This window comes from Pseudomonas entomophila (assembly GCF_029193575.1).
In the GTDB taxonomy this organism is placed as follows: Bacteria; Pseudomonadota; Gammaproteobacteria; order Pseudomonadales; family Pseudomonadaceae; genus Aquipseudomonas; species Aquipseudomonas entomophila_G.
In genome coordinates, this window is sequence record NZ_JARGCS010000035.1 from 1 (window position 1) to 23,997 (window position 23,997).

Here is a 23,997-nt window from a genome sequence, read left to right on the forward strand (position 1 = left end):
CTAGGCATCAGTCGACAGGCTTACTACAAACGCAACCGAGCCGCTGATGGCAAAGAACGCCAGGCAGACCGGGTGGTTGAGTTTGTACAGCAAGTCCGAATGCGCCAACCCCGTCTGGGTACTCGCAAGCTGCACTATCTGCTGCATTGCCAACCTGACAGACGATTCCAGGTCGGCCGAGATAGGCTGTTCCAGGTCTTGGGAGAGCGCCGTTTGCTCGTACTGCCTAAGCGGGCCTACCACAAGACAACACAAAGCTTTCATCGCTTCTACCGCCATCCCAACTTACTCAAGCCCGGGCCAAGCCAGATTGTTCCGACAAGGCCGGAACACGTCTGGGTGGCCGACATTACTTACCTGCCTGCACGTAACGGCCCGCTATACCTGAGCCTGATCACGGATGCGTACTCCAGGAAAATCGTTGGCCACCACGTCCATGAAAGCCTGCATGCCGAGTCGGTGGCGCAAGCTTTCAAGCAGGCATTACGGAAGCGACGTCATCGCCAGCCATTAGTCCACCATTCGGATCGAGGCATCCAATACTGCTCGGCGCTATACCAGTCACTGCATCAACGGCACAGCGTTCAGTGCTCCATGACCGATGGGTATGACTGCTACCAGAATGCGCTGGCCGAGCGAATCAACGGAATCCTCAAGATGGAGCTGCTGTTGAGTAGCCCTGCAGATCTGGAGCAAGCGAGGCAAATGGTTGACGAGGCAGTGCAGATCTACAACACAGAACGGCCTCATATGGCCCTGAAAAACAAAACGCCCGATGCGGTGCATCGGGCGTTTTGAGGTCTGTCGGCCTACCTGAACAGGTGTAAACCTATTTCAGGACTAGACAATATGGCGGAAGCGTAGAGATTCGAACTCAACGAAATGGCGCTGACCGGGCTGTAGGCCTTGATTTCCGTGGAGCGTAGAGCGTGTGTGCGAGTGTTTTTGGTCCCAGCATGGTCCCAGAGCGAGTGCATGGGGCACCCGTCAACCCGCCCGCCTAGGGTAGATTTGCCTTTTTATGTTGACCCATGGGAAAAGGGTTAGGTGGGTTATTTCTCTCACGACATCGCTGAATGCCTTATCGTGAGTGGCCTGTAAGAAGATCGTGAAAGTAATTTTTTGGTTAAGAATCGGTAATTTACTAACCTTAGGTAGTGTTCATATCTCTAAAAATAAAATCCTTTAAAAACAGTCACTTACAAATCGCTAACCTCAAAGATAACCTTATCTAACCCTACAAAGTTAGCCATCAACGCCAGCAAACACGGGCCCTCCAGCGTCCCCACACCCTCCCCGAGAAAAACTTACCGTTTTCCGATGGCGTCCCCCATAAACGGATTGGTGCTTGCCCCACCTGCGTCCAGAATGGGCACCTCATGCAGGGATTCGCAGGTTTCCGACAGTGCCAAAGCGTTCGCAACATCCAGCACCAGGGCTGCGTTGAGGCTGCCGCAGGGGTGCAGAAATTACGCCCCATTTAGACCGCGGGCGTGGCGGGGGGACGAGCGCGCGCGCCGAGATCAGGACGCCAGATAGGCATGCGATTGCAAGCCGGCACGAGTCCCATGCGCATGGAGAGTTCGATGCAAGACGTAGGCTGGGGCATTCTGAACGACGAGATTGCAGGCAGCACCGAAGGGCCCGCTCACCATTTGTAAACGGATGGATTGACTTCGTTCTATCCGGCTACCAACATGCGCAACTGCCGCGTGAAGAGAACTCTCAATGGATTTATCGTTCGAATGGCTTGTGTGGGACTCATCATTTAAATGGTTGGTTTGGGAGGGCGTGCTACCGTTGGTCGGGACTGCCCTGCTGTACTGGGTCATGCAGGGTTGCTTTAGGATTGCTCAAGCCCCTTCGTTCACCTTCAAGTGGAGTGAGGCTATCGATTCTTTGGGATGGCTCTATGGTGCTGCGGTTTTGGCCATCCAGGCGGGCGTCAAGGGCTGGGATTTAAAAGCTATGGGGCCTGTCCCTGCATTGAGCTGGGGAATCGCGTTTGCATGCTCGATGCTGCTTATTGCAGCTATTTGCTCAAAAGCAGCAGATCCGAACTGGAAACCTGGTCGGCCGATGAAAGTGGCTGCTACGATCCTTACAATAGCTGTGCTCTGGGCAGGTTTTCGGACCCAGAATGTCATCTGCTGCACAGTGGGAGGTCCTCTATGAGCCAGACAAAAGCGACAGACTCCAACGAAGAACTCAAGGTGACCGTGGAGCTTTTGCTTAATGATGCTCTCGTTGCTAAAAAGGCATCGTTGACCAAAGAAGAAAAAGAAGCCTTGCTTCGAAAGGTTATGAAACGTGATAGCCGAGGGTTTGTCCGGCACCGTGGTGCTCGACAGATGCGAGAAGCAAAAAAACTCCAGCAAGAGCGAGCCGCCAAGATTGCCAGCTCCTTAGCGCTCACTGTCGGAGGAACTGCTGCAGGAGGCATGCTAGTAGCACTTGCCCTTCCGTCTGCAACTGCTTTAACTGTGGTAGGTGCAGTTGCTGGAATGGTTAGCGGTGCGCTGAGTGCTTGGATGTCGGCCCACCCGAGAGAGAAGGAAAAAAAGCAGGAGAAAGAAAGTGCTTAATCAATTCTTATTTAACGCCTCTGCGGTCCCTTTGATAGTTTTATAGTAGATTTTAGAAAGCCAGCGCGGACTACCCAGCACTTCAGTTAGTTATTCGACACCTCCCAGCCCTGTTGACTGAACGATTCGCGGTGCACAAACCGGCCCAAAACAATAAGGGGCATAATCGGCAGATCAGTTCGTTGACGCAACACCTCTCTGTTGCCTGGTCGAACATGTCAATTGAGGCGAGCAAGCACGACGGTTCTTTCAAAACCTCGAGTGGCTACTCAGCCGCGATCCCGCACCGAACCGCCCCCGCTATCGCGAGTAACCATGAGCTATAATAGTTGTGGTGGCTGGCCTTGTGGAAATGGAGAATTGATGATCACTGCGTATGAGCGAAACACCGAAATCGAAAATGATTTTAATGTACTGATCACATTGATGGCTGACATGATTACGGCGCAAGCACTTGCTGAACGCGGCAATACACAGGCATCGGCATTATCAATAGACCTTCATGTTTTAGCCATAAAACTATTTAAGCATCTATGCTCTGCCAGAACTCTACTGGAACCTTGCGGATTCCGAACTTCTACGCTTCCACCGCACGCATTTATCGACCAAGCATCAGTACATGCCTTGATCCGGTCTGCATTCGAAAACTACTTAGTTATGTATTGGTTGTGCGCAGAGGGCTGTGACGAGTGCAGAAGCTTCCGACACAATATTTGGACATATAGTGGTTTAAAAAAGCTAAGCAACTTTTTTGCCACTATCGAAGAAGCGAAAATCGGCAAGCAAAAAGCAACAGAAGAGGCTGATGCACTCTGGCCTCTGATCGAAGGGGCGGCCTCATACAAAGCAGCCCACGCGAGCCGTCAGAGGAGCATCCGCAAAGGGGACTGGCAAGGCGGGTTGCCGTGGAAGAGCCTCGCAACTGAGGCGGGCATCCACGAAACATTTTTCACATCCATTTACAACTATTTGAGCGGCCAAGCCCACAGCGACTCTATTAGTTGCTTACAGGTTGGCCAGGCGAAAGACTTAGACACCCAATACTATTTAGCGAGTAGTTCAATACGCAATGGCGTGATGCTCATGGCACACTTTGCCTTGTTCTACGCAACATTATTCCCCGTGACATATCGGGTAATTGAGCAATCAGCAGCCGCGCGGGAGCTTATATCCGTGTGGAGCTTCACAGCTGAGGATATGGAATTCTTGTATAAGCAAGAAGATTCTTCAGCAGCAGGCAAAGCTTGATAGCCTTCGGCTTACGTATTCAAAGCTCTCCCCATATAAAGCCGCCTGATCGGGCGGCTTTATCACTGCTAGTGATTCAGGTAGCGGCGGGCACGTCGTAGGCTTGGAATCTGATCACCTCTTCACCGAGCCAGTCATTTATCTGCCGGATTCGCGCCTGCTCAGGCTCCAACTCATTCACCGCCCACACCTGCGCTGCATCACGAATCGACCCAAAGCCGCCCGCATTCTGCGGCACCACCCCCATCAGTTGCGGCGGAATTCGTAGCATCGCCAACTGGTCATCCCGGCTGATGTTCTTGATCGCCCCAAAGTCATCCTTCGCCGCCACCTCACTGATCGGGATCAACTGCAAGCCGTCCTTCTTGCCACCCGGCGCATACATGAACAGGTTTCGGAAGTTGCCCGGCCCTTTGCTGTTACGCATTGCGGTGCGCAGGTCCGTGACGAAGTCCTCATTGTGAGCCGAGTCGGTCATGTACAGGATGAACCCCGCGTGGCTCCCATTCTGGTAATACTTGCGCTGGAACAACGTCGCCGCCTCGTTGAGCAGTGCACTCTGCAGAGCAGGTAGCCATTCAGGAAGGCCATAGATCTCCTGGCTGATGTCCGCCACCCGCACCTGGCAGATGCTGCCCCGCTTGAACTCGTGTTCGTCCCGCCAGCCCCGCACCTGGTAGTAGGTGTCCAGGTCAAGCCCGCGCCGCATGTACTTGGCCAAGCACGGCTGCAGACCAATGGCCTGCCTGAGCATGTTGTCTCGCTTCTCCAGGTACAGGTTGCCCGACCAGTACCAGTCCATCACGATCTGCTCAAATGCCTGGCGACTCAGCAGCCGATGAGGGATGAACGTCCGGGCCAGCGCATTGCGCTTAAAGATCAACCCAGACTGTAGGTAGACGCTCGCCTTCGACGCCTTGGCAAGCCCGTCCAACGACACCGGCGGCTCGTACCACCTGCCATTTGCCCAGCACTCCAGGTAATCCAGCATGTCGCGTCCATCGAGGACGGGCATCGGGTCGCCGAAGCTGAACGCCACCGACTTGCCGCCCTCCCCTTGGACCAGGACCTCGCCCACCATTTCCCGCGGCTGCTCAGCCACTGCCCCTCCCTGGCGGCGGTTACGTTTATTGGTCATGTTGCGTAGATCTCCATGATGCCGGTGTTAGAGGCCGTCCGGCCTTCCAGCGGCTCGTTGTGCAATGCGTGGAAAAGAGCCCAAGCCAGATCGGCATGGCCCGTGTTGTCGGTGCGTCCGGCGGTGTAGGTGAACTGCCGTCCGCCCGGGGTGACGGTCTTTCGAATGGCCATCAGCGACTGCGCGACATCGGTCCAGCCGGCGTCGAACTCCAGGCGCCCTTTGCTGATCACGTCCCAGGCCTTCATAACCAGCCGCGTCTTGACCTCCGGGTTGTAGGAGAACGTCCGCAGCCCCGGGAAGAACTGCCGCACCAGTTGCGCCACCGCGCTGCCCAGGCCGGTCGTGTCGATGCCGATGTAGGTGACCCAGTACCGCTGCGTGACCTTGCGGATCGTCTCGGCCTGCGTCGTGAAGTCCATACCCCTGAACTGGTGGCGCTCCAGCAGACGGAACTTGCCGCCCGGCACCAGCGGTGGCGCCACTACGACCAGGCCGGCCGAGTCGCCGCTCTCGGCGGGGTCGTACCCCACCCAGACCTGGCGCTCGCCAAACGGTCTGGCATGGAACGGCCGATAGTCCTCGGCCCACGCCGTCCAGCTGTCGACCATGCAGGGCTGCAACATGGCCAAGGGGAAAATGCTCGCGCCGTCGTCGACGAACTGGCACATCAGCAGGTTTTGAAAGGCTGCAGCGTCGTACTCAAGGCGCAGCTCATCGATGTCGAACAGATCGCAACCCCGTTGCTCAGCATCGAGAATGGTGACGATCTGCCGCCAGATCTTGTCGTCGCAGACCCGACCACCTTGCAGAGCGCCATGGCTCACATCCAACTTTATGTGCTGCGCAGTCGGCTTGCCCTTGTTGAATCGCTCACCCGTCCAGAATGTGTAGGCTTCATGCGCCATGGAGCTGGGCGTGGAGAAGTAGGTCCGCCGGTACTTCTTCTGCATCGCCATGCCGCTGGCGACCTTGTTCAGTTCCTGGAACTTGTACGTCCAGAAGAATTCGTCGAAGTAGAAGTTGCCGTGGTAGCCCTGGGCGGTGCGAGCGTTGGTGCCCAAGAAGTGCAGTTCGGCACCGTTCGCCAGGATGATCGGGTCGCCAGCGACCTCCACCCCCACCACATCCCTGGCGAAGGCCTGAATGTAGGCCTTGAAGATATGGGCCTGTGCCTTCGAGGCCGACAGGAAGATCTGGTTACGGCCGGTATCGAGAGCATCGACCAGGGCCTCGCGGGCAAAGTAAAAGGTCGCGCCGATCTGCCGGCTCTTGAGGATCGCCCTGGTTCGCTGGGTGCCAGCGCGGTACCAGTCCTTCTGGTAGTCGAAGCACTCTTCGAGAAACGCCTCGCGCAGTTTCTCGACCTGTTCCTCTGTGAACTCATTGCGCTTGGGCTTACGCTTCGGCCCGGCGTTGCGCTTCTCCAGCTCGGGGTTGAGGTCGGTTTCGGTACCGCCGCCCTGGTAGCGCTGAATTCGGGCCTGCCGCTCCAATTGCCGGTGAAGCAGGTCGATTTCCTTGAAATCCGTACCGCTCTTCGGTTCCTTCAGTAGCAACTGCACCAGGCGAGCTTCGGTGGCGGCCTGGATGCGCTCCAGTGGCGTGGCCCGGTCCCATTCGTCGCGGGCCTTCCAGCTGTGCAGCGTCTTTTCCTTCTCGCCGATCAGCTCGGCAATTTCGCAGACACGGTAACCCTGCCAGTACAGGTGCTTGGCATGGCGGCGGTGATCGGTGGGCAGCTCGAGGATAGTGTTCATGGCGCCGATGCTGCCGCGCGCGCGCGGGAGCCCCTACTCCGGCGCCCTGTAGCGCGCCCCGCTCCCAGTACCCCGCATTGCCGTACAACGGCCCGCTGCGGACCATGCCCCCAACGCAAGGCACAACGCCACCGCATTGAGGACGCCCAGCATGGCCGGCAAGACCGAGACCCCAGCCAAGAAGCAACGCAGCAAGTTCTTCCGTGTCGCCGTCGAAGGCGCCACCACTGACGGCCGCACCATCGAACGCCAGTGGCTGGTGGATGCTGCCGAGACCTACAACACCAACACCTACGGCGCCCGCGTCTGGCTGGAGCATTACCGCAGTGTGCTCCCGGACAGTCCGTTCAAGGCCTACGGCGACGTTGTCGCCCTCAAGACCGAAGAGATCGAGATCGCCGGCAAGAAGAAGCTGGCCCTGTTCGCGCAGATCGACCCGACCGATGAACTCATCGCCTTCAACAAGGCGCGGCAGAAGATCTACACCAGCATCGAAATCCGCCCCAAGTTCGCCGATACCGGCCGCGCCTACCTGGACGGCATTGCCGTGACCGACACCCCGGCCAGCCTCGGCACCGAGATGCTCGCTTTCAGCGCGCAACACCCCGACGCCAACCCGCTGAGGGCCCGCAAGCGCGATCCGGAAAACCTCTTTTCCGAGGCCATCGAGATCGAGCTCCAGTTCGAAGAAATTCCAGACACCGAGAACAAGGCCGTCGGCCTGTTCAACCGTGTCCTGGAGGCTCTTGGCAAGAGCAAGGAGAAAGCCGTCAAGGATGACGCCCAATTCACCGAGCTGACCGATGCGGTCGAGGCTCTGGCCAACCACGCCAAGGACCAAGGCGAAGCGTTCAACACCGTGAAAAAGGACCACCAGGACCTGGCCGAGAAGCTCACCAAGCTCGAAAGCGAGCTTGGTGAACTGGTGGAGCGGCTTGGCGGTACCAAAGACCACAGCCAACAACCCCGCCCGGTTGTCACGGGCGGCGATGGCAACGCCCTGACCGCCTACTGACCCCGCGACGACCGCATCACTCGGAGACCACCCCATGCGTAAAGAAACCCGCCTCGCGTTCAACGCGCTGGCTACCCAGATCGCCCAGATCAACGCGGTGCCCAGCGCCGCGGAGAAGTTCAACGTCGACCCCAGCATCCAGCAAAAGCTGGAGGTCGCCATCCAGGAGTCGTCGGGCTTCCTGGTCAGCATCAACATCATCGGCGTCAACGAGCAGAGCGGCGAAGCCTTGCTGCTGGGCGTCAACGGCCCGGTAGCCAGCCGCACCGACACCAGCAACGGCGGCCGTCGTAACCCGGCGAACGTGGCCAACCTGACCAAGGACAGCTACGTCTGCAAGAAAACCGACTACGACACCTCGTTCCCCTACGCACTGCTGGACGCCTGGGCCAAGTTCCCAGACTTCCAGGTCAAGCTGTCCAAAGCCATCGCCCAGCGCCAAGCCCTGGACCGGATCATGGTTGGTTTCAACGGTACTTCGGCTGCGGCCACCACCAACCGCACCACCAACCCGCTGGGCCAGGATGTGAACATTGGCTGGCTGCAGAAGATCCGCGTCGGCGCCCCTGACCGTGTGCTCGACTCCGGTGCGACCGCTGGCAAGGTGAAGATCGGCGTCGGCGGCGACTACAAGACCCTCGACGGCCTGGTATTCGATGCGGTGCAGATGCTGGACCCATGGCACCGGAACTCGCCGGACCTGGTGGTACTGGTCTCGCGCAACCTGATGCACGACAAACTGCTGTCCGCCGTCGAGAAAGGTGCAGCCTCCAACCAGGAAGAGAACGCCGCGCAGGAGATCACCTCGCGGGCCCGCCTGGGTGGCCTGCCCATCGTCGACGCGCCGTACTTCCCGGACAACACCGTCCTGGTCACAACCCTGAGCAACCTGTCGATCTACTGGCAGGAAAGTGGTCGCCGCCGCCATATCAAAGATGAGCCGGAGTACGACCGTATCGCCGACTACCAGTCTTCCAACGACGCCTACGTGATCGAGGACTTCGGCCTCGTCGCCCTGGTCGAGAACATCGAGGTCGTATAGCCATGGCCTTGACCCTTGCCCAAGCCAACCAGCAGCGCAAACGCGCTGCTATCCAGGCAGCCGAAGCGGCACCCGCGGCCCTCATGGAAGGCGCCACCGGCTACGAAGTGCAAATGGCCCAGCTCCACCAGGACCAGCTGCGCCTGAGCAACCTGCAATCCACCGAAGCCAAGGTAGCTCTCAAGGCAGAGCTGCTGCCGCACTACGCCCCCTACATCGACGGCGTGCTCAGTGGCGGGCGCGGCGCCCAGGACGACGTGGTCGTCACCATCATGCTCTGGCGGCTCGATGCCGGTGATTTCGCCGGCGGCCTGGATATTGCTGACTACGTCCTTGCTCATGACCTCAAGATGGTCGATGGCTTCAAGCGCACCGTCGGGTGCGTCATCGCCGAAGAGGTCGCCGAAACAGCGCTCAAGGCACTCAAGATCGACGGTGGCACATTCGACCCGGACATCCTGGAGCGCACCCGCGTGCTCACCGAGTCCCACGACATGCCGGATCAGGCCCGCGCCAAGCTCTTCGTTGCCATCGGCAAGACTGCATTCAAGTCCGTGAACCCGGAGCAGATCGACGACCAGGCACTGTTCCAGCTGGGCCTGGCCAAGGGCGCCCTCACCCGCGCCATCGAGCTGCACGACGCCTGCGGCGGCAAGACCGACCTGGGCAGCGTCGAAAAGCTCATCAAGAAACACGCTGGTCCCGCCAGCTAACCGAGCGGTCCCCCGCAACCCCGGCGGCTCGGGGCTGATCAGCAGGTTTCCCTCCTTGACCTGGCTGTGACGCCCCGACCACCGCCGACCTATTCGAGCGACAGGCATGAGTGGATTCATCGCAGGCGGCGGCCCCGGCGGCGCCTACCCGATCAGTAACGCAGCCTTCTGGCCTGAGATCGACGGCCAGCACCTGCGTGGCGCCATGCGCATCAACTCCAGCGTCACCGACGACCGCCTGGAAGTTGCGACCGTCAACGCCATGATCGAGGCCAACCGTGAGCTGGCCGGCTTTCGCGCCGCACGCCAGGCCGAAGGTTACGCCACCCTCGCGGATGTCCCCGCCGAGCAGATCCAGGGTGAAAGTCAGCTGATCCACCTGTACCGCCGCGTCATCTACTGCGGCGCCCTGGCCGAGCTGATCGAGCGCTACAGCAGCTACGACGCGACCAACAGCGGCGAGCAGAAAGTTTCCGAGGAAGAGAGCAGCCCCGACCAGCTGCGCCGGGACGCTCGTAAGGCCTTGCGCACCATCCTGGGCATCAGTCACGCCACTGTGGAGCTGCTCTAGTGGCCACCGTAACTGCCGCCCAGGGCGACACCGTCGACAGCCTCTGCTGGCAGTACTACGGCCGCACCGCAGGCGTCACCGAGGCCGTGCTCGATGCCAACCCCGGCCTCGCCGACCTTGGCCCGATCATCCCCCACGGCACCCCCGTCAGCTTGCCGGACGCCGCCCCCCAACCCGAACAGCGTCAAGTGGTGAACCTATGGGACTGAATGCGAAAAGGACTGCACGTCATGGCTGAGCCCACCTCTGGAACCATCACCGGTCTGCTGATGGGCCTCGGCCTTGCCACCGCGGTGCCACTGATCGACGGCGAGGCGCTGTTTGGCGCCATCCTCGGCGCCTGGCTAGTAACCAGCATCAAGCGCGACCTGAAACCCTGGCAGCGGCTTGGCTCGCTGCTGCTGTCGGCCGGCGTCGGCTACTTGTTCGCGCCCGTCGCACTGAAACTGCTGCCGATCATCAACAGCGGCGGCGCGGCTTTCGCAAGCGCCCTGGTCGTCATCCCGATCAGCATCAAGGCCATGGTGTGGGTCGAGCAGGCCGACCTGTTCGAGATCGTCCGCCGCATCCGAGGGGGGAGCTGACATGTCCACCATCGCCCTGGCCGTCCCGCTGGTGACCGCCTTCGCCTACCTGCTCGGCGCATTGCGCCTGGCCTGCTACAGCCGCGGCGGGGCGCGGTACCGGCGCAGCATCTCGTTGCTGGCCAGCCTGTTTGGCGCCGCCATGTGCATAAACGGGCTGGAGCTGCTGCTGTACCAGCCCCCCGTGAGCCTGTGGCAGGCGATTACCGCCGTTCTGCTCTACACCCTGATTCACCGTTCCCGCGGCAACGTCGCCGCCCTGTTGAGGCCAAGCCTATGAGCCAAACACTGCGCTTCGGCGACCGCTCCGGCGCTGTCCGCGAGCTGCAACGCAAACTGAACACCAAAGGGGCCAAGCTGGCCATGGACGGCGCCTACGGCGAAGCGACCGAAGCCGCCGTTCGGATGTACCAACGCTCCATTGGCTTGGTGGCCGATGGTATCGCTGGCCCCAAGACGCTCGCCTCACTGGCCGGTGCCCACTGCGGCCGTCTGCTCAAGGATGCGAACCTCGTAACCGCAGCCGAGCGACTTGGCGTAGAGCTGGCCGTGGTCTACGCCGTCAACGAAGTGGAGAGCTTAGGCGAAGGCTTCCTCGCCAACGGCCGGCCGAAGATCCTCTTCGAGCGTCATGTGATGTACCAACGCCTGGCACTCCCGCGTGCAGAAGGTGACGACCAGGCCGCCTTGCGCCGCCTTGCAGACGAGCTGGCCGCGCAGTACCCAACGCTGGTCAATCCCAAGCTGGGCGGATACATCGGCGGCACCGCCGAGCATCAGCGTCTGGCGCAGGCACGCATGCTCAACCCGCTGTGCGCCAATGAATCGGCCAGTTGGGGTGCGTTCCAGATTATGGGCTACCACGCCCCACGCCTTGGCTACGCCAGCGTCGAAGAATTCGTCCGGCTCATGGGCCAGGACGAGCACCAGCAGTTCGAGGCCTTCGTCCGCTTCATCGAAGTCGACCCGAACCTGCATAAGGCCCTCAAGGGAAAGAAATGGGCGGCCTTCGCCAAGGGCTACAACGGCCCGGCCTACGCCCGGAATCTTTACGACGTGAAGCTCGAAAGAGCATATGAGCAGCACGCCAACTGCGGCTGCGGGCAGGAGGCGGCATAGGACATGAACGCCGCCAGCGGGTATCGCAAGTGACCCTGCGCCAAACCCTCTATGGCATCGCGCTGCTCGGCGCCCTGTCTCTGCTCCTGTGGGGCTACCACCAGCGCAGCCAGGCCGAGCAAGGCCGCACAGCCTTGGTAGAGCAGCGGCTCACCACCGTCACCGAGCGCAGCCAGCGCCAAGCCGCGACCATCGTCCGCATGGGTGCCGAGCTGGCTGACCAGCAGCTCGCCCAGCAGAGCCTGATGACCACCATCAGCAACCTGCGTCTGGCTGCCGCCACCGACCACCTCAAGAAACAGGAGATCCGCCGCGATGACCCGCAATTGCGCGATTGGGGCGCTCAGCCTCTGCCTGACACTGCTCGCCGGATGCACCAGCGGCCGGCATTCTCCGGAGCCGACGGTTATCGTCAGTGGCTGCCCAGTCGTCACACCCTGCACGCTCAACCCGGCGGCGCCGACCCGCAATGATGAACTGAGCGACGACAACGACTACCTGCTGAGCGCCTGGGCAGAGTGCGCGGCCAAGGTCGATAGCGTCATCCAGTACCGACCCCAAGTCCACAAGGAGGCGAAGTGAACAAGCCCAACAGCCTCCGCGAACACCTGCTCGCTGCCGTCCCCGGCCTTACGAAGAACCCCGATTGGCTACTGATCTTCATCGACGCCGGCAGCGTCCGCTGCACCGCAGCTACCGGTCTTTCGTTCGAGTACACCTACACCCTGCAGGTGATCCTGACCGACTTCGCGGGCCACCCCGACAGCGTGTTCATCCCAGTGCTTGAGTGGCTGCGTCGCCAACAGCCCGAGCTGCTGAGCAACCTGGAACGTGGAAAAGACGCCATCGCCTTCGAGGCCGATATCCTGGATGGCAACAAGGTCGACATGTCGCTCAGTCTGCCACTGACAGAGCGCGTGATCGTCAAGCGCCTGGACAACGGTCAGCTGGATATCAGCCACCCGGATGAGCCGGACTTCGAACTGTGACCGAGAACCTGCACGCCCTGGAAGAGTGGGCCGGCCTGTTGCTCGCCAAGTTGTCCCCGGGCGAACGGCGAAAGCTCGGCAACACCATCGGCCGCGAGCTTCGCCGCAGCCAGCAGCAACGCATTGCGACCCAGCGCAACCCGGATGGCACCCCCTACGCCGCCCGCAAACCGCGTCAGCTACGCAGCAAAGCCGGTCGTATCAAGCGCCGGATGTTCGCCAAGCTCCAGCAGGCCAAGTACCTGAGGTTGCGCAGTACGCCCGGCTCCGTCGCAGTTGCCTTTTCGGGTCGCGTTGCCAAGATCGCCCGCGTCCACCAATACGGTCTGCGGGATCGCCCTGGGCGCGGCCAGTCCGATGTCCAATACGAGCGCCGAGAGCTACTCGGCTTCACCGATGCCGACCTCGCAATGATTCGGGACCGCTTATTGGAGCACTTGCTCGGCTGACCTTGGGCTGTAGCTGCTTGGTCCGCTCCTCGAAAGAACAAGCTGTTGCAAAGTCTTTGCCGCCTAAGCCACTCTAAGCACCAGCTTAAACGTCATGCGGGCGATACTCTGACGCAACATCAGGCCGCCAACATCAATACGGGGCAATCAACCGATGACTATAGAACGTAACCCAGAAAGGAAGCTAACCTCGTGTACGTCGTAAATTTTCATAGAGTCATGGGTGAAATTAGGCGCTCTCTTGATGAGGGAATAGAACCAGAGCCGATACCTGTAAGAGCTTTAATAAGCTGGATCGGATCAACCCGCAGAGGCACCAGAGTCGTTTATCAAATCCGCTCCTACCTCAACAAACACAACATTGGCACGCACCCAGACTTCGAAAGCGTACCCCTGGATGCAACGATCAAGTTTTATAAAAAACCCGAGCAATCCATCCCTGCAATCAGCGAGAAAAACACCGAACAAACAGTAACACTAGAGTCAACCTTTGCGGTCGAAATACAAAGCACAATGGATGCTGAAGTAATAATTTCCCGAGAGCTGGTTTCAGGTGCGGCGGCAGAACCTGCTTTTCGGGTAAGTCGACTTCCCGCAGCGAATGTGAAATTAATCAGCGTCAAACCTGATGAAACATTAAGCCATGCCATTACACTTATGCTAAGGCATGATTACGCTCAGCTTCCAGTCATGACAACAGAGCGAGATGTAAAGGGAGTAATCAGCTGGGAGAGCATCGGGCCAAAGCTAGCGCTCACTCAAGAAAGATCGATATATGTTAGAGACTACATGAAACCCCACAACGAAATTAAGTCTTCGGACTCAATTTTTTTCGCAATCCCCCGCATCGTCGAAAACAATTATGTCCTTGTGAGATCTGAAGACAGAACAATCACCGGAATCATAACAACAGCCGACTTAAGCATGCAATTCAAGCAGCTTTCCGAGCCTTTCCTACTGTTATCAGAAATCGAAAATCACATCAGAAAACTAATTGATGATAAATTCACGAAAGATGAACTAACATCCTCTGCCGATCCAAACATGTCCGACAGGGAAATTGAAACTGTAGCCGACCTTACTTTTGGCGAATACATCCGCCTTTTTCAACAGCCTATTCTCTGGGAAAAGACCGGCATAAAGGTGGATCGTAAAATATTTGTAGATGAGCTCGACAAGGTCAGAATTATTAGAAATGACGTCATGCATTTCGATCCAGACGGTATTTCTGATGAAGATCACATTCTACTCCACCACTTTGTGCGATTCATTCATCAAATACAAAGCCTCACTGCTTAACGTATCCCAATAGCTATACCTGTACAGAGCCCCGCTACATTGAGCGCAGCGTGCACCCCGCGCACGCGCGCCGCAACATCACCGGCATGAACCAGATCGCCGAACTCGCCCGCCTGATCGAAAACCTCATCCGCATTGGCACCGTTGCCGAAGTGCAGATCATGCCGCCCCGCGTTCGGGTGAAGACCGGCAAGATCATTACAGCCTGGCTGCCCTGGTTCGCGCTGCGCGCCGGCAACGCCAAAGAGTGGGACCCGCCCACCGTCGGCGAGCAAGTGGTGCTGTTCAGCCCTTCCGGGCAACTCGGCCAGGGCATGGCACTCACCGGCCTATACAGCGATGCCAACCCAGCCAACGGCGACCGCGCGGGCCTGCACCGCCGCACTTACGCGGACGGCGCTGTCGTTGAATACGACAGCGTTGCCCACCACCTCAATGCGACCCTGCCGGCAGGAGGCACCACCAACCTGGTCAGCGATGGCGGCATCCGCATCATCGGCCCGATCACCCACGAGGGTGACTACACCCACACCGGGAACTACAGGCAGACCGGTGATCAGGCGGTCACAGGCACTGTGATGGTGACCGAGGACGTAGTGGCCGCAGAAGTGAGCCTGGTCAAGCACCCCCACGGCGGCGTCATGCCTGGCACCGCCAAGACCGGCCTACCGGAGCCATCAGCATGATCGGCATGAATGCAAAGACCGGCCGCGCCATCGTTGGCCACCAGCACCTGGCCCAGTCCATCGCCGATATCGTCACTACCCCCATCGGCAGTCGCGTCATGCGCCGCGAATACGGCTGCCCGATGACCGACCTCATGGACTGGCCGCTGAACAGCGCCACCCGGCTGCAGGCCTATGCCGCCATCACCATGGCCGTGATGCGCTGGGAGCCGCGCGTCCGCCTCAGCCGTGTCGAACTCACGCCATCCACCACCGCCGGCGAAGCAATTCTCGACATCGACGCCAGCGTGACAGACACACATGAGCAGCTCAGCCTGCGCGTGCCATTGACCTTGGGGGCCTTCGCATGACCACCACGTTTACCCCCATCGACCTGAGCCGCCTGCCAGCACCAACGGTTGTCGAGCAGATCGACTACGAGGTCATTCTTGCCGAACGCAAGGCCTACGCCGTGAGCCTCTGGCCCGAGGATCAGCAGGCCGAAGTGGCCGCGACCCTTGAACTTGAGTCGGAGCCCCTCAACAAGCTGATCCAGGAGAACGCTTACCGCGAGACCCTCATGCGCCAGCGCGTGAACGAAGCGGCGCTGGCAGTCCTGCTGCCGTTCGCCCGCGGTGCCGACCTGGAGCAGATCGCCGCTCGCTTCAACGTCGAACGCCTGGTCATCACGCCGGCCAGCCTGAACGCTGTCCCCCCCGTCGCGGCCGTGATGGAGCAAGATGATGCCCTGCGCGAGCGAATCCAGATGGCGATGGAGGGTCTCAGTACTGCAGGCCCGCGAAACGCATACATCTTCCACGCCCGCAGCGCAGACGGCCGGGTCGCCGATGCCAGCGCTATCAGCCCAGCGCCGGCCGAGGTCGTCGTCACGGTACAGAGCGCGCTGGAGAATGGCGCTGCCACGCCCCAGCTGCTTGCCGTGGTGGCTGCTTACCTGAGCGACGATGACCGACGCCCGGTGGCTGACCGGTTGACCGTGCAGAGCGCCCAAGTACTGCCGTACACCGTGGAAGCGGTGCTCTACATGACCAGTTCAGGCCCAGAGTCCGAGCCGATCCGAGCAGCCGCCGAAGCTAGGCTGGCCGCCCTAGTCAACACGCGGCGGCGCCTCGGTCAAGAGGTCAACCGTTCGGCTCTGGACGCGGCGCTGCACATCGAGGGCGTGAAACGCGTCCTGCTGCCTGGTTGGCTCGATATCGTCGCAAGCGAGGCCCAGGCGCCTTACTGCACCGCCTACAACGTCACGGTGGCCGAGTAATGGCCGCGCGCCTGCTGCCCGGCAACGCTGCCGAGCTGGAGCGCCTGGCCGCCCAAGCGCTGGCACAGATCGAGCGCGTGCCCGTGCCGTTGCGAGATCTGTGGAACCCGGACACATGTCCTATCGAGCTGCTGCCGTACCTGGCCTGGGCCTATTCCGTAGACCGCTGGTCCCAGAACTGGCCAGAAGCAGCCAAACGCAATGCCATCAAGGCGGCGTACTTCATCCACGCCCACAAAGGCACCATTGGCGCCCTCCGACGTGTCGTCGAGCCGCTGGGCTACCTGATCGAGGTAGTGGAGTGGTGGCAGATCCAGCCACAGGGTATCCCCGGCACGTTCGCACTCAAGATCGGCGTGCTCGACACGGGTATCACCGAGCCCATGTATCAGGAGCTGGTGTGGCTGATCGACGACGCCCGCCCCCTCAGTCGCCACCTGACCGGGCTGGTCATCAGCCTTGAAACGCGCGGTACCGCCTGGGTGGGAGTCAGCGCCCATGATGGCGAAGTCCTCACCGTCTACCCCTATGCCCCCGGCCCGATTGAAGTCGGCAGCCCCTCGCTGCTGTTCTCCGGCGCCGAGCACTCCATCGACACCATGAGCGTCTATCCATGAGCCAGACCTATTACGCCATCCTCACCGCCGTGGGAGAGGCCAAGCTCGCCAACGCCACGGCCCTTGGTACCCAACTGCAGATCAGCAAGATGGCCGTCGGCGACGGCAACGGCAACCTCCCCACACCGATCCGGAGCCAGACGGCCCTGGTCAATGAACGCTATCGAGCCTTCCTGAACAGGCTGATCGTCGACCCACAGAACAACAGCCAGATCATCGCCGAACTGATCATTCCAGAAACCGAAGGCGGCTATTGGTTGCGTGAAATGGGCCTGTACGACGCTGCAGGTGACCTGGTTGCCGTGAGCAACTGCCCGCCCAGCTACAAGCCGCAGATGTCGGAAGGCTCCGGGCGAACCCAAGTACTGCGGATGGTCCTGATCATCAGCAGTTCCGAAGCCGTACAGCTCAAGATCGACCCCAGCGTCGTACTGGCGACCCGTGAGTATGTTGACACCGCTCGCGCGGGTGCCGAGCAGTACACGCGGGATCAACTGGCAGGGCATCTGCAAGCTGCCGACCCACACCCGCAGTACCTGCTCAAAGGTGGCGTCTTTACGTTTGCCGTCGACAGCGTACTGACCGCTCAACATACCGGCCTGATTCTGCTCGATGCCGCAGCGGGGGCCAGGACCTACACATTGCCCTCCAGCAACCCGGCGCTGGGTATCCGCGACTACCTGGTGCGCCGCATCGACAACAGCGGCAACCGTCTGAAAGTGGCCGCAAGCGGAACCGATACGATCAAGTTCCATACGCATCTGCGAGCGGCTGGCTATCCCTTCCTCGTGCTGATGGGTGCCGGCGATTGGTGGCACTTGCGTAGCGATGGCCAAGGCGGTTGGTGGCCCGTCGGTCGTCTCGACAGCACATCGCTCGGGCGGATGGTGTTTGAGACCACAACGGCGTTCCAGCCCGGTGGTTACGGCCCGATCAGTGGGCCGGTTCAGCAACGTGCGGATTTCCCGTGGCTTTGGGACCACGCGCAGGCCTCGGGCATGTTGACGACAGAAGCCGCGCGGCTGGGCAAAGAAGGTGGATGGACCGAAGGGGACGGCGTGATGACCTTCCGTGCGCCAGAGAACCGTGCAGAGTTCGTGCGCCTGCTCGACGAAGGCCGCGGCATCGATACGGGGCGCGTGGCAGGCAGCTCGCAAGGCGACGCTATCAGGAACATCACGGGGAGCATTTCTGCCGTATACCGATCGACAACCCGACTCTCCAGTGGCGCGATGGCGATCACCCAATACGGCAGCTCACCGGCGCGGATCGGCACAGAAGGCGCAGACCCGGGTGATAACTCAACAATCACTTTCAACGCATCCACCGTGGTGCCGACTGCATCGGAAAACCGGCCCCGGTCTATCGCATACCCCGGCCGGATCAAGTTGATTTGAGGACGAGCCGATGACTATTTATCTGATTGACGCAGCAGGGCAACTGCACGGCCCAGTTGAATTGCTTGAGGTTCCTGGCCTCGGCCAGCAGATGCCGAGCAACGCGATTGAGCTTGTGAACCCTCTCCCCGTTGCAGAGCCTGGTTACGTTTGGGGCCTGGTCGACGCTGTACCACAGCAACTTCCTGATCATCGCGGGGCCATCTACCGCACCGATACAGGACAAGAGGAACAGTTCGAGCAGATCGGGCCATTGCCTGACGGCTTCACTACTGAGCCCTTCCCCGGACAGTTCCATATCTGGTCGGGCGACGCTTGGGTCATTGATCAGTCGGCCCAACTTGATGCCGCGCTCCTGGCTGAAAGGGTATGGCGTAACGCAAGGATCGCGGAGTCGGACTACCTGGCTATGCCGGACTACCCCATCAGCCCGGAGCAGCGCGGCGAGCTGTACGCCTACCGCCAAGCGCTGCGCAATTGGCCGCAGACCGATGCATTCCCTGACAGCAAGCACCGCCCCATGGCACCGGCCTGGATGACAGCCCTGCCACTCTAAGCACTTTCGGGCGCGGCTACGCTGTACCGCGCCTCGCTACACCCTCCCCCGCTCGCACCGCTTGCGCGCGCGCGTCACTCTCAAGGCTCACTGAACCGGCATCACGCCCACCAGGAGCTGCCACATGGCCACCGACTTCCATCACGGGGTGCGCGTCCTCGAAATCAACGAGGGCACCCGCCCGATCCGCACTATCGCCACCGCCGTGGTGGGCATGGTTTGCACCGCCAGCGATGCCGACGCCGCCGCCTTCCCACTCAACACTCCCGTCCTGCTCACAGACGTGCTCACTGCTTCCGGCAAGGCCGGCGAGCTGGGCACCCTAGCCCGCAGCCTGGACGCCATTGCCGACCAGTCCAGTCCCGTGACCGTCGTGGTGCGCGTGGCCGATGGCGAAGGCGCCGACGCCACCGCCAAAGAAGCGGACCAGACCACCAAGATCGTCGGCGGCGTGACCCCGCAGGGTCAGTACACCGGGCTCAAGGCGCTGCTTGCGGCGGAAGTGCAACTCGGCGTGCGGCCTCGCATCCTGGGCGTGCCAGGTATGGACAACCTCGCCGTCACCACCGAGCTGGCCGCCATCGCCGAGAAGATGCGCGCCTTCTCCTATGCCAGCGCCTGGGACTGCGAAAACGTATCCGACGCCATTGCCTACCGCGACGGTTTCGGCTCCCGCGAGCTGATGCTCATCTGGCCCGACTTCGTGAACTGGGACACCGCCACCAGCAGCAACGCCCCGGCCGCGGCTGTGGCCCGGGCGCTGGGCCTGCGCGCAAAGATCGACGAGCAAGTTGGTTGGCACAAGACGCTGTCGAACATGACGGTAAACGGCGTGTCGGGCATCTCCCGCGACATCTTCTGGGACCTGCAGAACCCGGCAACCGACGCCGGCCTGCTCAACGCCGCCGATGTCACCACCCTGATTCGCCGCGACGGCTTCCGCTTCTGGGGCAACCGCACAACCAGCGCCGACCCGCTATTTGCATTCGAGAACTACACCCGCACCGCGCAAGTCTTGGCGGACACGATGGCCGACGCGCACTTCTGGGCCATCGATAAGCCCATGCACGGCAGCCTGGTAAAGGACATCATCGACGGCATCAACGCAAAGTTCCGCGAGTTAAAGACCGCCGGCTACCTCATCGATGGCAGTTGCTGGTTCGACCCAGCTGCCAACGACAAGGACACACTCAAGGCCGGCAAGCTCTTCCTGGACTACGACTACACCCCCGTGCCGCCGCTTGAGAACCTGCTGTTCCGCCAGCGCATCACCGACCGCTACCTGATGACTTTCGCCGAAAGCATCAAGGTTTGATCATTCATCCGCGCGGCGCCGGCCGCGCCCTAGGAGCGCCTGCCCATGGCCCTGCCCAAGAAGCTCAAACACCTCAACCTGTTTAACAACGCCAACAGCTACCTGGGCGTCGTCAAGTCGGTCACCTTGCCCAAGCTCAGCCGCAAGATGGAGGACTTCCGCGGCGGCGGCATGGACGGCTCTGTGAAGGTCGACCTGGGGCTCGGCGACGACGGGATCGTCCTGGCCTGGACACTCGGCGGCTGGGACCTCATCGCACTGCGCCAGTTTGGCGCCGTGCGCGCAGACGGCGTGCAGCTGCGCTTCTCCGGCTCCGTCCAGCGCGACGACGACGGCACTGTGAGCGCCGTCGAAGTGTCCGTGCGCGGCCGGCACGAAGAGATCGACTTCGGCGAGTCGAGCCCGGGCGAGGACACCGAGCACCAGATCAGCACCACCTGCACCTACTACAGGCTCACCGTGGACAGCGAGGTAGTCATGGAGATCGACCTGCTCAACTTCGTGTTCATCGTGGACGGCGTGGACCTGCTCGCCGCCCATCGCCAGGCCATCGGCCTGTAACCCCCAAGCCCCTCGAGGAGAAACACCATGGCAACCCCGGAAACCACCGCTCAAGTCACCCATCAGGAAGGCCAGGAGCAGACCAAGAATCCCAACCAGGAAGTCATCACCCTCGACACCCCAATCGTGCGCGGCGAAACCACCGTCAACGAAATCACCCTGCGCAAGCCCATGAGCGGCGAGCTGCGCGGTGTGAGCCTGGCGGACCTGGCCCATATGGACGTACTGGCCCTGCGCAAAGTGCTACCGCGCATCAGCATCCCGAGCCTGACCGACCACGAGATCGGCCGCATGGACCCGGCCGACCTGCTGCAGTGCGGGGTCGCGGTAGCTGGTTTTTTGCTGACGAAGTCGGCGAAGGAAGCTGCCCTCATTGCGTAGAAGACGCCATGGCCGACCTGGCCATGGTCTTTCACTGGGGGCCGGCGGAAATGAATCCGCTGGCCCTGTCGGAACTGATGGAATGGCGCGAGCGAGCCAGAACCCGCTGGGAGAGGAACCATGGCCAATGACTTGAAAATGGAGGTAGTGCTCCAGGCCATCGACCGCGCCACCCGCCCGATCCGCGCCATCACCCAGGGCAGCATTGGTCTAGGTCGCGCGCTCAAGGAGTCCCGCGACCAGCTCAAGACCCTGCAAGCGCAACAGGCGGATGTGCGCAGCTGGACCATCTTGCGCAATGCCAGCGCAAAGACCGAAACGGCGCTGCAAGAAGCGCGCGACCAGGTGAAGGCGCTAGGTCGCCAGATGGCCGGCGCTGGCGTGCCCACGCGGCAGATGGCCAATGACATGCAGGCGGCCATCCGCGCCGCCAGCGATCTCAAGCAGAAGCACCAGGCGCAACAAGAGCAGTTGCAGGGCCTGCGTAATCGACTCAGCGCCGCCGGCATCAGTACAAAGAACCTGAGCCAACACTCCCGCGACCTAAAGCAGCGCATCCAGGAAACAAACCAGGCCATCAGCACGCAGACCAGCCGCATGCAGAACCTGGTGCAACAACAGAAGCGCCTGGCCGCTGCCCGGGGACAGTTTGACCGTGCCCAGCACGTCGCGGGGAGCATGGCAGCAGGTGGTGCCGCCGGCCTCGGCAGCGCCTACGCAATTTCGCGCCCGCTCCAGGGCATCGTGGACGCCTTCGCACCGGCCGAGAACGCCGCCACCCAGCTCAAGGTGGCGATGATGGATGGTGCGGGCAAGGTGCCGGAGGACTTCCAGAAGATCAGCGACCTCGCCACAGGCCTGGGCGACAAGCTGCCGGGGACCACGGCCGACTTCCAGAACATGATGACCATGCTGCGCCGGCAAGGCATCAGCGCCACATCGATCCTGGGCGGTACCGGCGAGGCGGCGGCGTACCTGGGCGTGCAATTGCAGAAGCCCGTAGCCGACGCCGCCGAGTTCGCTGCCAAGATGCAGGACGCCACCCGTACCACTGAGAAGGACATGATGGGGCTGATGGACACCATCCAGCGGGCCTTCTACCTGGGCGTCGACGACAACAACATGCTCCAGGGCTTCAGCAAGATCAGCCCGGTGATGGACATCATCAAGAAGTCTGGCCTTGAAGCGGCAAACACCTTCGCCCCGCTGCTTGTAATGATGGACCAGACCGGCATGGCCGGCGAAAGCGCCGGTAACGCCTTCCGCAAGGTGTTCCAGAGTTCGATGGACACCGCCAAGATCTCTAAGGTGCTGGACGATCTGCAGGCAGAGAAAGGCATCAAGCTCAAGCTTAACTTCACCGACGGCAAGGGCGAGTTCGGCGGTCTCGAAAACCTATTCAGCCAGCTCGACAAGCTCAAGACCCTCACGACCGAAGACCGACTCAGCCTGATCAAGGACATCTACGGCGACGACTCCGAAACCCTGCAAGTGCTCAACACCATGATGACCAAGGGGATCGCGGGGTATGACGAAGTCGCGGCAAAGATGAAGGACCAGGCCGACCTGCGCACCCGCGTCAACGAGCAACTCGCCACCCTGGCCAACACAATCGAAGCCGCAGAAGGTAGCTGGACAAATGCGATGAGCGAGATCGGGGCGACCATCGCCCCCGAACTCAAGAGCCTGATCAACGACATTGGCGAGCTGGCCGTCAGCGTCAAAAACTGGGTCAAGGAACATCCCGGCCTGACTGCAGCCATCGTCAAGACCGCTGCCGGCCTGGCGTTGCTGCTCGCCGTCGGCGGGGGCCTGACGATCATGCTGGCCAGCCTCCTCGGCCCCTTTGCCATGGTGCGCTATGCCCTAAGCCTGGTCGGTATCAAGAGCCTGGGCGCCGTGACGGCCCTGAAAGGGTTGGGCGGTGCGTTCATGTGGGCCGGCAAAGCCGTACTGTGGCTCGGCCGAGCGCTGCTGATGAACCCCATCGGCCTCGCGATAACGGCTATCGCGGTAGCGGTCTACCTCATCTACCAATATTGGGACCCGATCAAGGCCTACTTCCTCGGCCTGTGGAACGAAATCAAGGCCGGCTTCAACGGGGGGCTGGCCGGGATCACCGCACTGATCCTCAATTTCAGCCCCATTGGCCTTTTCTACCGCGCCTTCGCCGCCGTGATGGGCTACTTCGGCGTTGAGCTGCCTGGCAAGTTCAGCGAGTTCGGCAACATGCTCATGCAGGGCATGGTCCAGGGCATCACAAACGGGCTCACTGCGGTGAAGAGCGCAATCACTGGCGCGGGCGACAGCACGATCAGCTGGTTCAAGGAGAAGCTGGGTATCCACTCGCCGTCGCGCGTGTTCGCGACACTGGGGGGGTTCACCATGGCGGGCCTTGAGCAGGGCCTGTTGCAGGGCCAGCAGGGGCCGCTGGACGCAATCAACGGCATGGGCAAGCAGCTCGTGGCCGCAGGCAACATCGGCTTCGGCGCGGCCGGCAGCAGCATCGCCATGGACAACCGTCCGCCGCTGTCCGCCTCACCCTCTGCAGGCGCTGCAACTGCACAAGGGGCCGCGCCTCTGATCTTCAACATCCAAGCCGCGCCTGGCATGGACGAACAACAACTCGCGCGCCTGGTCGCGGCCGAGGTCGCCAAGGCACAGCGCGCATCACGGGTTCGCGGACGCAGCGCGCTAAGCGACCAGGAGTAACC

General features: G+C 61.0%; 30 protein-coding genes. 27 read left to right on the top strand and 3 right to left on the bottom strand.

Annotation, left to right across the window (positions count from 1 at the left end; translation table 11 throughout):
- From P0Y43_RS16465 to P0Y43_RS16480, 4 genes are all read left to right on the top strand, one after another.
- On the top strand, positions 1 to 798 hold a 798-nt coding region (locus P0Y43_RS16465; RefSeq protein ID WP_275636849.1), incomplete at its 5' end, for an IS3 family transposase.
- Between the two features lie 930 nt (positions 799 to 1,728).
- A complete protein-coding gene (locus tag P0Y43_RS16470) occupies positions 1,729 to 2,175 on the top strand; it encodes a hypothetical protein (protein WP_275638336.1) in 447 nt (148 codons plus the stop codon).
- On the top strand, positions 2,172 to 2,585 hold the full coding sequence (locus tag P0Y43_RS16475; RefSeq protein WP_275638337.1) for a hypothetical protein: 414 nt from the start codon (positions 2,172 to 2,174) through the stop codon (positions 2,583 to 2,585). The genes P0Y43_RS16470 and P0Y43_RS16475 overlap by 4 nt, the downstream gene beginning before the upstream one ends.
- Before the next feature lie 315 nt (positions 2,586 to 2,900).
- Positions 2,901 to 3,833 carry a DUF5677 domain-containing protein gene (locus tag P0Y43_RS16480; RefSeq protein ID WP_275638338.1) on the top strand — a complete coding sequence of 311 codons (933 nt, stop codon included), beginning with the start codon at positions 2,901 to 2,903 and terminating at the stop codon, positions 3,831 to 3,833.
- 76 nt (positions 3,834 to 3,909) lie between these two features.
- Here P0Y43_RS16480 and P0Y43_RS16485 read toward each other — a convergent pair whose 3' ends face one another.
- Positions 3,910 to 4,971, bottom strand: coding sequence for a phage portal protein (locus P0Y43_RS16485; protein ID WP_275638339.1), 1,062 nt, complete (start codon positions 4,969 to 4,971; stop codon positions 3,910 to 3,912).
- Positions 4,968 to 6,731 (bottom strand): terminase ATPase subunit family protein, encoded by a 1,764-nt coding sequence (locus tag P0Y43_RS16490; RefSeq protein ID WP_275638340.1) that lies wholly within the window; start codon positions 6,729 to 6,731, stop codon positions 4,968 to 4,970. The genes P0Y43_RS16485 and P0Y43_RS16490 overlap by 4 nt, the downstream gene beginning before the upstream one ends.
- A 151-nt stretch (positions 6,732 to 6,882) precedes the next feature.
- Between P0Y43_RS16490 and P0Y43_RS16495 the strand changes: the two genes are divergently transcribed.
- The 8 genes from P0Y43_RS16495 (at position 6,883) to P0Y43_RS16530 (ending at position 11,775) form a co-directional block, all read left to right on the top strand.
- The gene (locus P0Y43_RS16495; RefSeq protein WP_275638341.1) at positions 6,883 to 7,746 is read left to right on the top strand and encodes a GPO family capsid scaffolding protein; all 864 of its coding nucleotides are present in this window, start codon (positions 6,883 to 6,885) and stop codon (positions 7,744 to 7,746) included.
- 34 nt (positions 7,747 to 7,780) lie between these two features.
- Positions 7,781 to 8,788: a phage major capsid protein, P2 family gene (locus P0Y43_RS16500; RefSeq protein WP_275638342.1), complete on the top strand. Its 1,008-nt coding sequence runs from the start codon at positions 7,781 to 7,783 to the stop codon at positions 8,786 to 8,788.
- Positions 8,789 to 8,790: 2 nt separating this feature from the next.
- Positions 8,791 to 9,501 (top strand): phage terminase small subunit, encoded by a 711-nt coding sequence (gpM, locus tag P0Y43_RS16505; protein WP_275638343.1) that lies wholly within the window; start codon positions 8,791 to 8,793, stop codon positions 9,499 to 9,501.
- Positions 9,502 to 9,607: 106 nt separating this feature from the next.
- Positions 9,608 to 10,072 (top strand): head completion/stabilization protein, encoded by a 465-nt coding sequence (locus tag P0Y43_RS16510; RefSeq protein ID WP_275638344.1) that lies wholly within the window; start codon positions 9,608 to 9,610, stop codon positions 10,070 to 10,072.
- Entirely contained in the window at positions 10,072 to 10,281 is a 210-nt protein-coding gene (locus tag P0Y43_RS16515) for a tail protein X (RefSeq protein ID WP_275638345.1), read from the top strand. The genes P0Y43_RS16510 and P0Y43_RS16515 overlap by 1 nt, the downstream gene beginning before the upstream one ends.
- Positions 10,282 to 10,302: 21 nt before the next feature.
- On the top strand, positions 10,303 to 10,656 hold the full coding sequence (locus P0Y43_RS16520; protein WP_275638346.1) for a putative holin: 354 nt from the start codon (positions 10,303 to 10,305) through the stop codon (positions 10,654 to 10,656).
- Between the two features lies 1 nt (position 10,657).
- Entirely contained in the window at positions 10,658 to 10,936 is a 279-nt protein-coding gene (locus P0Y43_RS16525; RefSeq protein ID WP_275638347.1) for a phage holin family protein, read from the top strand.
- Positions 10,933 to 11,775 carry an N-acetylmuramidase family protein gene (locus P0Y43_RS16530; protein WP_275638348.1) on the top strand — a complete coding sequence of 281 codons (843 nt, stop codon included), beginning with the start codon at positions 10,933 to 10,935 and terminating at the stop codon, positions 11,773 to 11,775. Before P0Y43_RS16525 ends, P0Y43_RS16530 begins: the two co-directional genes overlap by 4 nt.
- On the opposite strand, the gene P0Y43_RS26950 is transcribed toward P0Y43_RS16530, so the two are convergent.
- Positions 11,706 to 12,101: a hypothetical protein gene (locus tag P0Y43_RS26950; protein WP_345774568.1), complete on the bottom strand. Its 396-nt coding sequence runs from the start codon at positions 12,099 to 12,101 to the stop codon at positions 11,706 to 11,708. The genes P0Y43_RS16530 and P0Y43_RS26950 overlap by 70 nt on opposite strands.
- On the opposite strand from P0Y43_RS26950, the gene lysC reads away from it, so the two are divergent.
- The 15 genes from lysC to P0Y43_RS16610 all read left to right on the top strand — a co-directional run bounded on the left by lysC (position 12,091) and on the right by P0Y43_RS16610 (position 23,995).
- Positions 12,091 to 12,357, top strand: a complete 267-nt coding sequence (lysC, locus tag P0Y43_RS16540; RefSeq protein ID WP_345774569.1) for an Rz1-like lysis system protein LysC — start codon at positions 12,091 to 12,093, stop codon at positions 12,355 to 12,357. The two genes, P0Y43_RS26950 and lysC, sit on opposite strands and share 11 nt — an antisense overlap.
- Complete coding sequence (locus P0Y43_RS16545) at positions 12,354 to 12,764, top strand: phage tail protein (RefSeq protein ID WP_275638350.1); 411 nt, start codon at positions 12,354 to 12,356, stop codon at positions 12,762 to 12,764. Before lysC ends, P0Y43_RS16545 begins: the two co-directional genes overlap by 4 nt.
- Positions 12,761 to 13,213 (top strand): phage virion morphogenesis protein, encoded by a 453-nt coding sequence (locus P0Y43_RS16550; protein WP_275638351.1) that lies wholly within the window; start codon positions 12,761 to 12,763, stop codon positions 13,211 to 13,213. Before P0Y43_RS16545 ends, P0Y43_RS16550 begins: the two co-directional genes overlap by 4 nt.
- A gap of 192 nt (positions 13,214 to 13,405) precedes the next feature.
- The gene (locus P0Y43_RS16555; RefSeq protein ID WP_275638352.1) at positions 13,406 to 14,512 is read left to right on the top strand and encodes a CBS domain-containing protein; all 1,107 of its coding nucleotides are present in this window, start codon (positions 13,406 to 13,408) and stop codon (positions 14,510 to 14,512) included.
- Between the two features lie 86 nt (positions 14,513 to 14,598).
- Positions 14,599 to 15,198: a phage baseplate assembly protein V gene (locus P0Y43_RS16560; RefSeq protein ID WP_275638434.1), complete on the top strand. Its 600-nt coding sequence runs from the start codon at positions 14,599 to 14,601 to the stop codon at positions 15,196 to 15,198.
- The gene (locus P0Y43_RS16565; protein WP_275638353.1) at positions 15,195 to 15,548 is read left to right on the top strand and encodes a GPW/gp25 family protein; all 354 of its coding nucleotides are present in this window, start codon (positions 15,195 to 15,197) and stop codon (positions 15,546 to 15,548) included. The genes P0Y43_RS16560 and P0Y43_RS16565 overlap by 4 nt, the downstream gene beginning before the upstream one ends.
- A complete protein-coding gene (locus tag P0Y43_RS16570; RefSeq protein ID WP_275638354.1) occupies positions 15,545 to 16,456 on the top strand; it encodes a baseplate J/gp47 family protein in 912 nt (303 codons plus the stop codon). The genes P0Y43_RS16565 and P0Y43_RS16570 overlap by 4 nt, the downstream gene beginning before the upstream one ends.
- Positions 16,456 to 17,073: a phage tail protein I gene (locus P0Y43_RS16575; RefSeq protein WP_275638355.1), complete on the top strand. Its 618-nt coding sequence runs from the start codon at positions 16,456 to 16,458 to the stop codon at positions 17,071 to 17,073. The genes P0Y43_RS16570 and P0Y43_RS16575 overlap by 1 nt, the downstream gene beginning before the upstream one ends.
- Complete coding sequence (locus P0Y43_RS16580; protein WP_275638356.1) at positions 17,070 to 18,470, top strand: phage tail protein; 1,401 nt, start codon at positions 17,070 to 17,072, stop codon at positions 18,468 to 18,470. The genes P0Y43_RS16575 and P0Y43_RS16580 overlap by 4 nt, the downstream gene beginning before the upstream one ends.
- A gap of 10 nt (positions 18,471 to 18,480) precedes the next feature.
- The gene (locus tag P0Y43_RS16585) at positions 18,481 to 19,026 is read left to right on the top strand and encodes a phage tail assembly chaperone (protein ID WP_275638357.1); all 546 of its coding nucleotides are present in this window, start codon (positions 18,481 to 18,483) and stop codon (positions 19,024 to 19,026) included.
- A gap of 124 nt (positions 19,027 to 19,150) precedes the next feature.
- On the top strand, positions 19,151 to 20,341 hold the full coding sequence (locus P0Y43_RS16590) for a phage tail sheath protein (RefSeq protein ID WP_275638358.1): 1,191 nt from the start codon (positions 19,151 to 19,153) through the stop codon (positions 20,339 to 20,341).
- A gap of 45 nt (positions 20,342 to 20,386) precedes the next feature.
- Complete coding sequence (locus P0Y43_RS16595; RefSeq protein ID WP_275638359.1) at positions 20,387 to 20,902, top strand: phage major tail tube protein; 516 nt, start codon at positions 20,387 to 20,389, stop codon at positions 20,900 to 20,902.
- 27 nt (positions 20,903 to 20,929) lie between these two features.
- Complete coding sequence (locus P0Y43_RS16600; RefSeq protein ID WP_275638360.1) at positions 20,930 to 21,283, top strand: phage tail assembly protein; 354 nt, start codon at positions 20,930 to 20,932, stop codon at positions 21,281 to 21,283.
- An 8-nt stretch (positions 21,284 to 21,291) separates the two neighbouring features.
- Positions 21,292 to 21,414, top strand: a complete 123-nt coding sequence (locus tag P0Y43_RS16605) for a GpE family phage tail protein (RefSeq protein WP_275638361.1) — start codon at positions 21,292 to 21,294, stop codon at positions 21,412 to 21,414.
- Positions 21,404 to 23,995 carry a phage tail tape measure protein gene (locus P0Y43_RS16610; RefSeq protein WP_275638362.1) on the top strand — a complete coding sequence of 864 codons (2,592 nt, stop codon included), beginning with the start codon at positions 21,404 to 21,406 and terminating at the stop codon, positions 23,993 to 23,995. The genes P0Y43_RS16605 and P0Y43_RS16610 overlap by 11 nt, the downstream gene beginning before the upstream one ends.
- Positions 23,996 to 23,997 lie beyond the last annotated feature (2 nt).